This window comes from Marivita sp. (assembly GCF_020055675.1).
Taxonomy (GTDB): domain Bacteria; phylum Pseudomonadota; class Alphaproteobacteria; order Rhodobacterales; family Rhodobacteraceae; genus Marivita.
The window spans coordinates 46973-62055 of the sequence record NZ_JAIPUS010000019.1 but is presented as its reverse complement, the minus strand read 5'-3'; the positions used below and the strand labels follow the sequence as shown (position 1 = coordinate 62055).

The 15083-nt window shown below is 64.5% G+C and carries 14 protein-coding genes; 12 read left to right on the top strand and 2 right to left on the bottom strand.

Going from position 1 to position 15083, the window contains the following annotated elements; all coding sequences use genetic code 11:
* The 6 genes from LCF59_RS12625 to LCF59_RS12600 all read left to right on the top strand — a co-directional run.
* Positions 1-301 (top strand): hypothetical protein (locus LCF59_RS12625; RefSeq protein WP_292287968.1); only part of this gene is annotated, 301 nt, incomplete at its 5' end.
* 168 nt (positions 302-469) lie between these two features.
* A complete protein-coding gene (locus tag LCF59_RS12620; protein ID WP_292287967.1) occupies positions 470-1240 on the top strand; it encodes an isochorismatase family protein in 771 nt (256 codons plus the stop codon).
* Between the two features lie 61 nt (positions 1241-1301).
* On the top strand, positions 1302-1835 hold the full coding sequence (locus tag LCF59_RS12615; RefSeq protein ID WP_292287966.1) for a permease: 534 nt from the start codon (positions 1302-1304) through the stop codon (positions 1833-1835).
* Positions 1832-2359 carry a hypothetical protein gene (locus tag LCF59_RS12610; RefSeq protein ID WP_292287965.1) on the top strand — a complete coding sequence of 176 codons (528 nt, stop codon included), beginning with the start codon at positions 1832-1834 and terminating at the stop codon, positions 2357-2359. The genes LCF59_RS12615 and LCF59_RS12610 overlap by 4 nt, the downstream gene beginning before the upstream one ends.
* Before the next feature lie 16 nt (positions 2360-2375).
* Positions 2376-3086 carry an isochorismatase family protein gene (locus LCF59_RS12605; protein WP_292287964.1) on the top strand — a complete coding sequence of 237 codons (711 nt, stop codon included), beginning with the start codon at positions 2376-2378 and terminating at the stop codon, positions 3084-3086.
* A gap of 4 nt (positions 3087-3090) precedes the next feature.
* Positions 3091-5391, top strand: a complete 2301-nt coding sequence (locus tag LCF59_RS12600) for a xanthine dehydrogenase family protein molybdopterin-binding subunit (protein ID WP_292287963.1) — start codon at positions 3091-3093, stop codon at positions 5389-5391.
* On the opposite strand, the gene LCF59_RS12595 is transcribed toward LCF59_RS12600, so the two are convergent.
* Positions 5369-5977: a helix-turn-helix domain-containing protein gene (locus LCF59_RS12595; protein ID WP_292287962.1), complete on the bottom strand. Its 609-nt coding sequence runs from the start codon at positions 5975-5977 to the stop codon at positions 5369-5371. The two genes, LCF59_RS12600 and LCF59_RS12595, sit on opposite strands and share 23 nt — an antisense overlap.
* Before the next feature lie 420 nt (positions 5978-6397).
* Positions 6398-7375, bottom strand: a complete 978-nt coding sequence (locus LCF59_RS12590) for a LysR family transcriptional regulator (protein WP_292287961.1) — start codon at positions 7373-7375, stop codon at positions 6398-6400.
* Between the two features lie 147 nt (positions 7376-7522).
* Here LCF59_RS12590 and chvE point away from each other — a divergent pair, with 147 nt between their 5' ends.
* From chvE to LCF59_RS12560, 6 genes are all read left to right on the top strand, one after another.
* Positions 7523-8587, top strand: a complete 1065-nt coding sequence (gene chvE, locus LCF59_RS12585) for a multiple monosaccharide ABC transporter substrate-binding protein (protein WP_292287960.1) — start codon at positions 7523-7525, stop codon at positions 8585-8587.
* A 91-nt stretch (positions 8588-8678) separates the two neighbouring features.
* Positions 8679-10214, top strand: coding sequence for a multiple monosaccharide ABC transporter ATP-binding protein (gene mmsA / locus LCF59_RS12580; protein ID WP_292287959.1), 1536 nt, complete (start codon positions 8679-8681; stop codon positions 10212-10214).
* Positions 10211-11419, top strand: coding sequence for a multiple monosaccharide ABC transporter permease (mmsB, locus tag LCF59_RS12575; RefSeq protein WP_292287958.1), 1209 nt, complete (start codon positions 10211-10213; stop codon positions 11417-11419). Before mmsA ends, mmsB begins: the two co-directional genes overlap by 4 nt.
* Before the next feature lie 4 nt (positions 11420-11423).
* A complete protein-coding gene (araD1, locus tag LCF59_RS12570) occupies positions 11424-12419 on the top strand; it encodes an AraD1 family protein (protein WP_292287957.1) in 996 nt (331 codons plus the stop codon).
* On the top strand, positions 12416-14158 hold the full coding sequence (araD, locus tag LCF59_RS12565; protein ID WP_292287956.1) for an L-arabinonate dehydratase: 1743 nt from the start codon (positions 12416-12418) through the stop codon (positions 14156-14158). Before araD1 ends, araD begins: the two co-directional genes overlap by 4 nt.
* Positions 14145-15080 carry a Gfo/Idh/MocA family oxidoreductase gene (locus LCF59_RS12560; RefSeq protein ID WP_292287955.1) on the top strand — a complete coding sequence of 312 codons (936 nt, stop codon included), beginning with the start codon at positions 14145-14147 and terminating at the stop codon, positions 15078-15080. The genes araD and LCF59_RS12560 overlap by 14 nt, the downstream gene beginning before the upstream one ends.
* Positions 15081-15083: the final 3 nt, after the last annotated feature.

Here is a 15083-nt window from a genome sequence, read left to right as displayed (position 1 = left end):
GATCATGATCATGGTCGATGCCATAGGCGAAGCCGAGCGCGGCAAGCTGATGGGGCTGCGGCTGCTGGTCAACCGTTTCTCGCAGATCCTGGGGCCGCTGATGTTTGGGGGTCTCGGGCAGGCGTTCGGTCTGGGCACGGCCTTTCTGTCAGGCGGCGCGCTGCTGCTGGCCACGGTTGCCGGCTTTACGTTCCACAGCCGTGACCTCGTGCGGACGGGCACATGGGGCACCGGATCGGGCAAGGCTCCGCCCGGACCGACGAAACAGCCGCCGGCCACCCGCCCAGGGGCTTCATCGTGAGCTCGGCCGGACCGAAACGGACCCCGGCCGCCGGTGACGTGGATGATTTTCGCCACCGGTTTACTGGTGGCGGAGATTCCCGCAGGCGATGCCGGCGCGCTTGCCGGGCTTTTCATCCTCGTCGTCCCCGGACGGCGTCAATCAACCTGAACTCAAGGAGTGACTGTCATGACTGAACCACGTATCTGGGACGCCTACCTGACCGACCGCGACAAGCAGGTGTTCGCCGCCTCGGGATTCGGCGCGTTGGCGGAATGGGGCGCGCGTCCCGCGCTGCTGGTGATCGACGTGAATTATGCCTTCTGCGACACCGAACCGAAGCCGATCCTCGACAGCATCAAGACCTGGCGCACCTCCTGCGGAGAAGATGCCTGGGAAGCGATACCCGTGTTGCAGACCCTTATCGGCGCCTGCCATGGCAAGGGCGTGCCGGTGATCTACACCACCGGGCACAGACGTGCCGACAACTGGGATTCCGGATCCTGGTCGTGGAAGAACAGCCGCCGCAAGGAAGAAAAGGGCATCGGCGGCATGACCCGCAATGGGGTCGAGGGCAACGATATCGTGGACGCGATTGCGCCTGGTCCGCAGGACCTGGTGGTTCAAAAGCAGAAGCCCTCCGGCTTTGCCGGCACGCCGCTGGCCTCCTACCTGCAACTCCTGGGTTGCGACAGTGTGATCGTTACGGGCACGACCACATCAGGCTGCGTGCGGGCCACCGTGCTGGACGCTTTTTCGCTGAATTTCCGGGTGACCGTCGTGGAGGACGGTTGCTTTGACCGTGCACAAGCCAGCCACGCGATCAATCTTTGCGATATGCATGCGAAATACGCCAATGTCATGAAAAGCGGCGAGGTCACGGCCTATTTGAGCGGTCTTGGTGAGGGCATGTTCGATCTGCCCTCGGGCGACGGCATGGCGCTGGAAGCCGCCGAATGAGTGGAGGCGAGACTTCGGCGCAAAGCTGGCCCGGCCGCCTGTGGAAAGGGATCGAGCAAGCATGAAGGTGTCAAAGTCCGATTGCGTTTTCGGTGCAATCGCCGCGGCGTCGGGCCTGTTGTGTTTCTGGCTCGGCGGGGTCGGCGCCGTCCGGGCGGCGTTGGGACACGCGGGCGGTCTGCTGATCCTTGTCCTGCCGCAACTCGCCGCCGGTCTTCTGATCGGCGGGCTGGTGCAGGAACTCGTGGATCGCGAAAAGGTCTCGCGCTTGCTGGGCACGCAGTCCGGTCTTGTCGGGCTGTCGCTGGCGACGGCGGCGGGGATGGTGACACCTGGCGGCCCGTTCACCTCCTTTCCGCTGGTCTATGCCTTGTGGATCGCCGGGGCCGATGCCGGGGCGCTGATCGCCTATGTCGCGGCTTGGGCGCTGATCGGGCTGAACCGTCTCATCGTTTGGGAATTGCCCTTCATGGGGGCCGATTTCACCGTCCTGCGCTTTGTCGTCTGTTTGCCGCTGCCACTGATCGCGGGGCTGATCGCGCGATGGCTGGTCCAGGTGACGCCGTTGAAACTGCGGGAGGTGCCCGGCGAATGATCTGGATCGTGACGGGGATCTGGCTGGTTACGGGCGCGCTTGCCGTCTGGGTGCACCGTCGGCAGGGCAAAGCCGGCCTGCGCCGCAGCGGAGGCTTTGCGGTTTCGCAAGGCCGTGCGCTCGCGCTTCGTCTGCCGCTGGCGATGCTGGCTGCCTCCTTTCTGGCCCAGGCTCTGCCCATCGAACACATCGCATCGGTCATCGGACCGCAATCGGGGCTGATCGGGATCGTTCTGGCCGCGGGCCTTGGTGGATTCATGCCCGGCGGCCCGATGACCTCCTTTCCGATTGCGCTGATCGTCTACGAGGGCGGTGCCGGCACGCCGCAGATCGTCGCGCTGCTTGCCGGCTGGTCGATCTTCGCCATGCACCGCGTCCTCGCCTACGAGGCGCCAATCATGGGCTGGGCCTTCGTCGCCCTGCGCATGAGCGCCTGCGCCGTCCTGCCGGTGCTGGCCGGTCTGTTTGCCCAGGCCGCACTTGCAGTTTCCGAGGGGCTTCAGATCGGCCCTGCAATTTTCTGACACAGGAGAAATTACCATGACCGACCATTTCGAGGATCACGCCTGGAAGGACGTCGCCCCCGACGATCTGCTGGAAATCTATTCCGCCTACCGCCGGGACACCTTCGTTGGTCCGAACCCCGCGCTGCTGCTGATCGACCTGTACAACATGGCCTACAAGGGGGGTGCCAAACCCCCGTTGGAGCTTCAGGATACCTACCCGTCAAGCTGCGGGAAATATGCCCATGCGGCGATCGAACCGACCAAGGAGCTGATTGCCGCCGCCCGCGGCGCCGGCATCCCGATCTTTTACTGCACGTCCGATTTCCGCGCCATGAACGCGCCGCGGGGCGTCGGCGCGACACGACGGAACAGCACGCCGAAAACGGCGGAAGATTTCGAGATCTGGCCGGATTTCGCGCCCGAACCCGGCGATGTCGTTATCAAGAAACAGCGGGCGAGCATCTTTGCAGGCACCCCTCTGGTTTCGCATCTCAACATGCTTGGCGTGCAAAGCGTGATCGTCTGCGGCGAAAGCACCTCTGGCTGTGTCCGGGCAAGCTGCGTCGATGCCTATTCGAACGGGCTGCACGTGTCCCTTGTGGAAGAGTGCACCTATGACCGGCATGAACTGGTCCACAAGATGAACCTCTTTGACCTGCATCACAAATATGCCGACGTCATGCATATTGACGAGGTGACCAGTCATCTTGGCGATCTTGCCAGTACGCGGCAGGCGGCCGAGTGATGTCATGATCGGGCAATCGCTTCCGCGGGATGAAGATATCGCGCTGCTCACGGGTGGCGCGGTCTTCGCCGGCGACCGCATGACAGGGGCTGCTGTGCTGGTCTTCGTCCGCTCGGATGTCGCAGCGGGCCGGATCGAAAGGATCGACACGTCGCAGGCGCGGGCGGTGCCCGGCGTCCTGACAGTCCTCACCGCCGCCGATCTGATCGCGGCGGGGATCAACGATCTTGGCGCATCCCGCGCACCCGCCACCGCAGACCCGCCGCATCTGCCGCCGGTTCCGACACTCGCATCGGGCCATGTGCGCCATGTCGGCGAGGCGGTGGCGGCTGTCGTGGCCGAAACACGTGACATCGCCGAAGCGGCGGCCGAAATGGTCACTCTGGAGGTGCGAGCGACCCGCGTCGCCGCCGATCTGGAAGGCGCCCGCAACGCGCCGGGCGTCTGGACGGATGCGCCGGGCAACCGCGTCTTTCTGCACGAAACCGGGAACGCAGAGAGGGTCGCACGGACCCTTGCCGATGCACCGCATGTGATACGCCAGCGGCTTGCCATCAGCCGGGTTCACGCCATGACGATGGAGCCGCGCTCGGCACTGGCGCGATGGGACAGCGGCGAAGGCCGTTATATCCTGCACGCGGGAACGCAGGCCCCGCATCGTCTGCGCGACGGGCTGGCCAGCGCCATGGGCATCCCCGCCCAGCGGCTGCGTCTTGTGGCAGACAGTTGCGGTGGATCGTTCGGGATGCGCAATGCGCCAGCACCCGAACATCTATGCCTGCTTGCCGCGGCCCGTGCGACGGGACGTGCGGTCGGTTGGGTCGAAACGCGGGCAGAGGCCATGCTGGCCAGCCCGCACGCACGGGAACAGATCGTCGACGCCACGCTCGCGTTGGACGGGGAGGGGATGCTGCTTGCGCTGAAGGTCGATGTCGCCGCGGCGATGGGCGCCTATGTCGGGCCCTCGGCCCTGCATTCGGCCACGGGCAACCTGCCGTCGCTTGCCGGGCCGTATCGGCTGCCCGCGATCCATGCCCGCGTCGAAGGTCTGCATCTCAACACCCAGACCATGGCCGCCTATCGCGGTGCCGGCCGGCCGGAGGCAACGTTTGTCATCGAACGCATGATCGACATCGCGGCCGCGCGGCTCGGGTACGACCGTGTCGATCTGCGTCGGCGGAACCTGATCCCGTCAAGCGCCCTGCCATGGACCAACCCGTTGGGGTTCACCTATGATAGCGGCGATTTTGTGGGGACGCTGGACTGCGCGCTCGATATCTCCAACTGGTCGGGGGTCGCAGAGCGGTCGGCAAGGGCGCGCGCACGGGGCAGGTTGCACGGCATCGGCCTTGCCTGCGCCATAGAGATTGCGGGCGGGCCGGCCACGGCGCCCGCGCCGGAATATGCCTGTATCGACCTGTCACCGGATCACGTCGGGCTGCGCCTGGGAACCGGCGACGCAGGTCAGGGGCACCGCACCGCGTTCGCCCAGATCCTGGCGGATGAACTTGGGCTCGATCCGCGCGGCGTGCGCGTCCTGCTGGGAGATACCGACGAGGTTGCACAGGGCACAGGGACATTCGGTTCCCGCAGCATGGCCGCCGCCGGAACCGCCATTGCCGCCTGTGCCGAGGCGTTGCGCGACCGCCTGATTCTGGAGGCGGCCGACGAACTCGAGGTTGCCGCCGCCGACGTGGTGTTTGCAGGCGGGGCGTTTGCGGTGGCCGGCACGGACCGGCGCATCGACGTCGCGTCGCTTGTCCGGCGCCGGGCGTTGACCATTTCGGAAGAGCGGATGCTGGCGGCCCGGGCGCCGACATTCCCCAATGGATGCCACGTCGCCGAAATCGAGATCGATCCCGAGACGGGCGCCATTGACCTTGTCGGCTACTGGGCGGTGGAGGATCTGGGCACCCTGGTAAACCCGATGCTGGCAACAGGTCAGGTTCACGGCGGCGTCGTGCAGGGGATTGGCCAGGCCCTGCTCGAAGCGCTGGTGCATGATACCCAAAGCGGTCAACTTCTGAGCGGGAGCCTGATGGATTACGCAATGCCGCGCGCGTCGGATCTGCCGCCCCTGCACGTGGTTTCACGGCCATCGGCCACAACGGCCAACGCGCTGGGCGCCAAGGGGGCAGGCGAGGCAGGGACCGTCGGTGCCCTGGCGGCGGTCGTGAACGCGGTGGCGGATGCCTTGGGGGCGGTCGGTGTGGAGACCGTGCCGATGCCGGCGACACCCTTTGCCGTATGGTCCGCGTTGAATGCCGCGACCGGATCGGCGCCTACATCGTCGGGGGTGTATTGACCCAGAAGGCCCGGGCCATGCTGTCGCCGGTATTGCCGTATCGGTGGTCCAGCATGGAAGAGAAATAGATCATGTCGCCACGTCCTACACGATAGGTCTGATCCTCGACGATGACGTCCAGAACGCCGTCCAGAACAAAGATCAGCTCTTCACCTTCGTGATGCAGGAACCGCGGTTGCTCCGCGCCCGGTTCCAGGTGCAGCATCTGTACCTGGAGCAGACCTTCGCGCCCGAACGGCAGGATCCGGTCGAACCACACTCCGGCGCGCGCCTCGTCCTTATCCGTCCCGCTGATTTCGAAGCGGTTCGCCGGGAATACCGTCACCTTGCCATCGGTCAGGTCATCGCCCTCTTGCAAAAGAAGATCGGGCACGCCCACGTCCAAAGCGACGGCAATTCGGTTCAGCATTGCCAGCGACGGCGACAATCTGCTGTTCTCGACCTTCGAAACCATGCTTTCAGAACAGCCCACAAGCTCTGCAAGCTGCTTCAGGGTGTACCCCTTGAGCAGGCGGACGTATTTTATTTTCCGACCATGATGCGTGATTTGCCCCGGCTGCGCCGCGCGCGTTTTCTGAACGTCCATGACTTTCCTTGACGAGGCCGCCTCGAAGTGTGGAGGGCTAGGTATCCGCGACCTGCACTATCTGTCAAGTCGCTTGAGAGACCGGCTTTCGCGGGCGCCCGCCTTACTTTGATTGTGGGATGCGTTCAGGGGTGAAAGTCAAAAAGCGCATGACGCTCGAACCGCATTCTTGCAGAGGGAACGGCCGTCAGAAGCCCGGTAAGCGATACTCAGCATGGCCGGAACCGCAGGGGCGCGTTTGAAAATTCGCGCCGTCTTTTCGGAAGTCGTTTAAACCATGAAAATAACGACTTGGGGTGAAGGACATCCAATCCCGGTCCTTGACGGTTTGATTTGACAGACAAACCTTGCTGTCGGGACATGGGCGGGCGCAGTTGATCGGACGGTTGCCGGCGGCATTGGTTGCGCAACACCGCGGTGTCACGACGGGGCGGCAGGTCGGCTCGAGGCCGCCTGCGCCGTGATCAGGTCACGCAGGGTGGCAACAGCCGGGCTGAAGGGGTCGCCAGCACGGCTTACAAGGCCGAAATCCGCCACGGCCATGTCCTGCGCCACGGGCAGGATATCGAGCCGGCTGCCAAGCGCCGCGCGCTGGATAAAGAAGTCGCCCACCGCGCGGGCGAGGGGGGCGATGGCGTTGGTGTCATGCAGCAGCGCGAGGGTGAAGAGAATCGAGGTGGTCCCGATCACGCGGCGGGGCAGGGGCAGACCACGTTCAAGCAGGTAGGTCTCTGCCGTGCGGCGCAGCAGGCCGCCCGGGGGTTGCATGACCCAGTCGAAGCCAAGGCAATCCTGCAGCGTCGGCGCCGGGACCCGCGACAGCGGGTGATGCAGGCGGACGATCAGCGAGATCGGCTCGGCGCCGATCTTGTGCAGGGCGAAGGGACGCGCGTCGGCGGAATCGGGCACGCGCCCGATGTAGAAGTCGAGATCGTCGGCCAGCAGCGCATCGGCCAACCGGTCCGAGGTTTCGACCCGCACGGTGACCGAGATGTCCGGATAGGCCAGCCGCGCCTCGCGCATGGCGGGCAGCAGCAGTTCCAGCGACGGGCCGGTGACAGAACCCACGCGAACGTGGCCACGCACACCGCTGCCGATCTGGCCGACCTTGCGGTAGGCGCTCTCCAGACCCTTGAGCGTGGCCGTGGCCTGATCGGCAAGGATGTGGCCCGCCTCGGTCAGTGTCACCCCGCGCGGGTGGCGGGTGTAGAGCGGTGTGCCCGCCATCGTGTCGAGCTGTGCCAGAAGCCGCGACGCGGCGGGCTGCGTCATGCCGACCTGTGCGGCGGCAGTGCCGATCTGGCCGCTGTCGCGCAGGGCGGCCAGCAGGCGCAGCTGCGAGAACTTGAGCCCGCGCCGGACAAGATCGTCCTGCGTGCGGTGTGGGGTCTGGGACATGCTTTGGCTATACCCAAATTGCTATATCAAAATCCATAATCGCTATTTGATATATATAACGGATTGGCGCAAGCCTGACCCGTCGCCGGAGGACCGGCACGCAAGAAGGACGGGATGACAAGGTTCCGTCCACCCAGGGAGGAAATTATGAATTTCACGCGACGCGCACTCGGTGCGACGGCAATCGCGGCCGTTCTGATGACCCCGGCATTCGCCCAGGACAACGGCACCATCGGCATCTCGATGCCCACCAAATCCTCGGCCCGCTGGATCGCCGACGGCGAGAACATGGTGCAGCAGTTCGAAGAGGCGGGCTATGCCACCGATCTGCAATACGCGGAGGACGACATTCCCAACCAGTTGGCGCAGATCGAGAACATGCTGACCAAGGGCGTTGACGCGCTGGTCATCGCGGCGATCGACGGGACCACGCTGACCAACGTGCTGGCCAACGCCGCCGCGATGGACGTGCCCGTCGTGGCCTATGACCGCTTGATCCGCGATTCGGGCGACGTCAGCTACTACGCCACCTTCGACAATTTCCAGGTCGGCGTGCAGCAGGCCAACACCCTGGTGCAGGGTCTGGAAGAGCGGTTCCCCGATGCCGAGACATGGAACGTGGAGCTGTTCGGCGGGTCGCCCGACGACAACAACGCCTACTTCTTCTACGATGGTGCCATGTCGGTGCTGCAGCCGATGATCGACGATGGCCGCGTCACCGTTGTGTCGGGCCAGTCCGGCATGGATACCGTCGGGACGCTGCGCTGGGACGGGTCTGTCGCTCAGGCCCGCATGGATAACCTGTTGTCCGCCAACTACACCGACGAGACGGTCCACGGCGTGCTGTCGCCCTATGACGGTCTGTCCATCGGCATCATCTCGTCCCTGCGGGGCGTGGGCTACGGCTCGGGCGACATGCCGATGCCGATCGTCTCCGGTCAGGATGCGGAAATCCCCTCGGTCAAGGCGATCCTGCGCGGCGACCAGTATTCGACGATCTTCAAGGACACCCGCGAACTGGCCGGTGTGACCGTGGGCATGGTCGATGCGCTGCTGCAGGGCGGCGAGCCGCAGATCAACGACACCGAAACCTATGACAACGGTGTTCTGGTCGTGCCGTCCTACCTGCTCGAGCCGGTGCCGGTCACCGAAGGCAACATCAATTCGGTGCTGATCGAGTCGGGCTATTACGACGCGTCGGACATCGAATGATCCTCCCGGTGGCGGCGGGGAAACCCGTTGCCACATCTCCCTCCGGTGGCAACACCGGGGGGCTTTACCACTCAAGACGGGGGAGCGGATCATGGCGACCATTCTCGAAATGCGCAGGATCACCAAGGAATTTCCGGGGGTCAAGGCGCTGGACGATGTCAGCCTGAAGGTCGAAGAAGGCGAGATACACGCGCTGGTCGGCGAGAACGGGGCGGGCAAATCGACACTGATGAAGGTGCTTTCGGGCGTCTATCCGCACGGCAGCTACACCGGCGACATCGTCTACGACGGCGCGGTGCAGCAGTTCGGGTCGATCCGCGACAGCGAAGACCGCGGCATCATCATCATTCACCAGGAACTTGCGCTGATCCCGCTTTTGTCGGTGGCCGAGAACATCTTTCTGGGCAACGAGCGCAGCCGCGGCGGTGTTATCGACTGGCGCGAGACCGAACGCCGCGCCGCCGACCTGCTGGCGCGCGTCGGGCTGAAGGAAAACCCAAAGACGCCCGTGGCCGATCTGGGTCTGGGCAAGCAACAACTGGTCGAGATCGCCAAGGCGCTGTCCAAGGACGTGCGGTTGCTGATCCTCGACGAGCCGACATCCTCGCTGAACGAACAGGACAGCGAGCAATTGCTTCAACTGATGATGGAGTTCCGCAAGCAGGGGGTCACCTCGATCCTGATCAGCCACAAACTCAACGAGATTTCCCGTGTTGCCGACACGATCACCGTGATCCGCGACGGGGCGGCGGTGTCGCGGCTGGATTGCAGGGATGGCATCAGCGAAGACGATATCATCCGCGACATGGTTGGCCGGTCGCTGGACGACCGCTATCCGCCGCGCGTTGATCACGGCACCGGCGTGCGGGCGATGGAGGTCGCCAACTGGACCGTGCATCACCCCATCGACAGCGACCGGACCGTCGTCAAGGACGTGTCGTTTCACGTCAACAAGGGCGAGGTGCTGGGCATCGCCGGGCTGATGGGGGCAGGGCGCACGGAACTGGCGATGAGCCTTTTCGGGCGGTCCTATGGCGCCAATATCAGTGGCACCGCCAGGATCAACGGGCAGGTGGCCGACCTGTCCAACGTGCGCGCGGCGATCAACGCGGGGCTGGCCTATGCCACCGAGGACCGCAAGACCTACGGGCTGGTGCTGGACCAGACAATCCGGCGCAACGTGCCTTTGGCGAACCTCAAGGCCGTGGCCAACGGCGTTGTCGTCAACACCAAGCGCGAGGCCGAGGTCGCGGATACCTACCGCGACCGGCTCAACATCAAGTCGAGCAGCATCGAACAGGAGACGATCAACCTGTCGGGCGGCAACCAGCAAAAGGTCGTCCTGTCCAAGTGGCTGTTCGCGGATCCCGATATCCTGATCCTCGACGAGCCCTGCCGGGGCATCGACGTCGGCGCGAAATTCGAAATCTACACGGTGATCCGCGAGCTTGCTGCGCAAGGCAAGGCGGTCATCGTCATCTCGTCGGAGATGCCTGAACTTCTGGGCATCACCGACAGGCTTTACGTCATGAATGAAGGCCGCTTCGTGGGCGAGATGCCCACCAGCGAGGCGACACAGGAAAAGATCATGGCACGCATCATCAAAGCGGGGGAAAGCATCATATGAGCGAGATCACGGAGACTTCGGCCGGGGCCAAGGCAGGGCAACAGGCCGGCGCAAGCTGGCGCTTTCTGAAAAACCACCTGCGCGAATATGGCATCCTGTTCGCGCTGATCGCGATCATGGCGTTCTTTCAGATCGCGACGGGGGGCATTCTTCTCAAGCCGATCAACCTGACGAACCTCGTGCTGCAGAACTCCTACATCGTCATCATGGCGATCGGGATGCTGTTGGTCATCGTGGCGGGGCATATCGACCTGAGCGTGGGATCGGTGCTTGGCTTCATCGGGGCGCTGGCCGCCGTGATGATCGTCAACTGGGGCATGCCCTATCTGCTGGCCGGTGCGCTGTGCCTTGTGGCTGGCGCGCTGATCGGGGCGGCGCAGGGCTTCTGGATTGCCTATTTCCGCATTCCGTCGTTCATCGTGACGCTCGCGGGAATGCTGGTCTTCAAGGGTCTGACACTGTGGCTGCTGGCCGGTCAGTCGGTGGGCCCGTTCCCGCCGCAGTTCCAGCTGATCTCTTCGGGGTTCGTGCCAGATTTCCTGAACATGGCCGGGTTCAACCTGTTCTCGTTCCTGATCGCCTTTGCCGTGGCGGCGGGGCTGTCCTGGATGGCGATCCGCAACCGCGCGGCACAGGCCCGCACCGGCACCCCGGAAGAGCCCTTCGCGTTTTTCATTTTCAAGACCCTTCTGATCTTTGGCGGCATCACCTATCTGGGCTTCCTGATGGCCGGGTTCCGTGGTCTGCCCAATGTCTTTATCGTCATGGCGTTGCTGATCGCGGTCTATTCCTTTGTCACCAACCGGACGACGACGGGCCGCAGGCTTTATGCCATCGGCGGAAACGAAAAGGCGGCAATGCTGTCGGGGATCAACTCCAAGCGATTGACCTTTCTGACTTTTGCCAACATGGGGATGCTCGCGGCTTTGGCCGGTCTGGTCTTTGCCGCGCGTCTGAACACGGCGACGCCCAAGGCGGGCGCTGCGTTCGAGCTTGACGTGATCGCGGCGGTCTTTATCGGCGGCGCGTCTATGGCGGGCGGTGTCGGCACAGTCGTCGGGGCCGTGATCGGGGCGTTTATCATGGGGGTCATGAACAACGGCATGTCCATTCTGGGGATCGGCATCGATTACCAGCAGGTGATCAAGGGTCTGGTGCTGCTGGCCGCCGTGATCTTCGACGTCATGAACAAGAAGAAAGGATAAGCACATGCTGCTTTCGCAATACAAGACCGATGATGGACGCACGCAGCTGGTCGCCCGTCACGGCTCGGAGGCCTATGACGTCAAGACGACGCTGTCGCTTTACGAGATCGCGCAAGAGGCGATTGCCCAAGGCGTGTCGCTCCGCGACCATGTCCTGTCACTGGGGCTGAACGGGGCCGTCGATCTGGAGCAGCTGGCGCAGGAGGGGCGGATGCTGCCGCCGCTGACCCATCCGGACCCCGCGCACCTGCATCTGACCGGAACCGGGCTGACGCATCTGGGGTCGGCGTCCACGCGGGCCGCGATGCACAGCAAGAAGCCCGAGGACGAGACGGATTCGATGAAGATGTTCCGCATGGGCGTCGAGGGTGGCAAGCCTGCCAACGGTGTGGCGGGCGTGCAGCCCGAATGGTTCTACAAAGGCACCGGGGCGGCGCTGGTCGCGCCCGGTGCGCCGCTGCCGAGCCCGGCCTTTGCGCTGGACGGTGGCGAAGAGCCCGAGATCGCGGGCGTCTACATCATCGCCGCCGACGGCACGCCCTGCCGCATCGGCTTTGCGCTGGCCAACGAGTTTTCGGACCACGTGACCGAGCGGCAGAACTATCTGTATCTGGCCCATTCCAAGCTGCGCCCCTGCGCCATCGGACCGGAACTGCTGGTGGGCGATTTGCCCGACAGCGTCGAAGGCACCAGCCGCGTCCGGCGCGGGGAGGAAGTGATCTTCGAAAAGCCGTTCCTGTCGGGCGAGGCGAACATGTCGCACACGGTTCACAACCTTGAACACCACCACTTCAAGTACGATCTGTTCCGTCAGCCGGGCGACGTGCATGTGCATATGTTCGGCACCGCGACCCTGTCCTTTGCCGACGGGATCACGCCGCAGGACGGCGACGTGTTCGAGATCGAGGCCGTGCCATTTGGCCTGCCGCTGCGCAATCCCTTGGCGCATCGTCCATTGGGCCGCGCGGAACCTTTGACCGAAATCCGGGTGGTTTCATGACGTTCCAACCCGCCGAATGGCCCCGCAAGCTGCGGTCGCAGGAATGGTATGGCGGCACGAGCCGCGACAACATCTACCACCGTGGCTGGCTCAAGAACCAAGGCTACCCGCACGACCTGTTCGACGGGCGGCCCGTGATCGGCATCCTCAACACGTGGTCCGATCTGACGCCTTGCAACGGCCACCTGCGCGAGCTGGCCGAAAAGGTGAAGGCCGGCATCTGGGAGGCCGGGGGCTTTCCGCTGGAGGTGCCGGTGTTCAGCGCCTCCGAGAACACCTTTCGCCCCACGGCGATGATGTATCGCAACCTTGCCGCCATGGCGGTCGAAGAAACGATGCGCGCCCAGCCCATCGACGGCGCCGTGCTGCTGGTCGGCTGCGACAAGACCACGCCCAGCCTGATGATGGGGGCTGCCAGCACCGACATTCCGTCCATCGTCGTGACCGGCGGACCGATGCTGAACGGCTGGTTCCGGGGTGAACGGGTCGGGTCGGGCACCGCGCTGTGGCAGATGTCCGAGGACATCAAGGCCGGCAAGATGAGCCAGGAAGATTTCCTTGAGGCCGAGCAGGCAATGAGCCGCTCTTCGGGCACCTGCAACACGATGGGCACCGCCAGCACCATGGCCAGCATGGCCGAGGCGCTTGGAATGGCGCTGTCGGGCAATGCCGCGATCCCCGCCGTCGATGCGCGCCGGCGGGTCATGGCGCAGTTGACCGGGCGGCGCATCGTGCAGATGGTCAAGGACGACCTGAAGCCGTCGGACGTGATGACGAAAGAGGCGTTTGAGAACGCGATCCGCGTCAATGGCGCGATCGGCGGGTCCACGAATGCCGTGGTGCATATGCTCGCGATGGCGGGGCGATGCGGTGTCGATCTGACGCTCGACGACTGGGACCGGCTGGGCCGCGAGGTGCCGACGATTGTGAACATGATGCCCTCGGGCAAATACCTGATGGAAGAGTTCTTCTATGCCGGTGGCCTGCCTGTTGTTCTGAAACGGCTGGGCGAGGCGGGGATGCTGCACCGCGACGCGCTGACCGTCTCGGGTGGCGGCATCTGGGACGAGGTCAAGGACGCACAGAACTGGAACGAGGACGTGATCCGGCCGGTGGACAAGCCGCTGACGGAAAAGGGCGGCATCGCGGTGCTGAAGGGCAACCTCGCTCCCAAGGGGGCGGTCCTCAAACCATCTGCTGCGACGCCGGCGCTGATGCAGCATCGGGGCCGTGCGGTCGTGTTCGAGGATATCGACGACTACAAGGCGCGGATCAACGACGATGCGCTGGACATCGACGAGACCTGCGTCATGGTGATGAAGAACTGCGGCCCCAAGGGCTATCCGGGCATGGCCGAGGTTGGCAACATGGGCCTGCCGCCCAAGGTGCTGAAGAAGGGGATCACCGACATGGTCCGCATCTCGGACGCGCGCATGTCGGGCACCGCCTATGGCACCGTGGTTCTGCATACCGCGCCCGAGGCGGCGGTGGGTGGACCGCTGGCCGTGGTGCGGACGGGCGACATGATCGAACTGGACGTGCCGAACCGAAAGCTGCATCTGGATGTTTCCGATGCGGAACTGGCGGACCGGCTGGCGGCATGGACACCCGCGACGGACGGACCGGATAGCGGCTATACCAAGCTGTTCCATGACCATGTCGAAGGGGCCGATACCGGCGCGGACTTCGATTTTCTCAAGGGATGCCGTGGAAACGAGGTGCCCCGTGACAGCCACTGACCCCATCAAGATCGCCATCGTCGGCGTGGGCAAGATCGCCCGCGACCAGCATATCCCGGCCCTTGCCAATGACCCGCGCTATGACCTGGCCGCGACGGTCAGCCGGTCAGGCGGTGTGGGCGGCGTCGAGAATTTCGACACCGTCGACGCCTTGCTGGACGCGCGGTCCGATATCACCGCGCTGTCGCTCTGCATGCCGCCCCTGCCGCGCTTTGCCGCCGCCAAGGCGGCCATCGCGGCGGGCCGTCACGTGATGCTGGAAAAGCCGCCCGGTGCCACGCTGGCCGAGGTGCGGACGCTGGAGGCGCTGGCGCGTGACGCCGGTGTGACCCTGTTTGCCACGTGGCATTCGCGCCATGCGGCAGGGGTGGCCCCCGCGCGGGACTGGCTGGCGGACAAGCACGTCACCCGGATCCGCATCGACTGGAAGGAAGACGTGCGCAAATGGCACCCCGGTCAGGACTGGATCTGGGAACCGGGTGGCTTGGGCGTCTTTGATCCCGGCATCAACGCGCTGTCGATCCTCACGGCGATCTGCCCGGTGCCGCTGCACCTGACGGCGGCGGATTTGACCTTTCCGGCGAACCGTGACACCCCCATCGCAGCCGATCTGACCTTTACCGATGGGGAGGATATCGACGCCAGCGCCGGTTTTGACTGGCGGCAGGACGGCGGCGAAATCTGGGAGATCGCGGTCGAGACCGACGCCGGTGCCCTGCGGCTGATCGAAGGCGGATCGCGATTGTTCCTCGATGGTGCGGAACAGACGCTGACCGAACCGGGCGAATACCCCGACCTGTACCGGCACTTCGCGACGCTTGTCGCGCAGGGCCAATCGGATGTGGACAGCAGCCCGCTGATCCATGTCGCCGATGCTTTCATGCTGGGCCGCCGCATTGCGGACGACCCGTTTCACGACTGACCT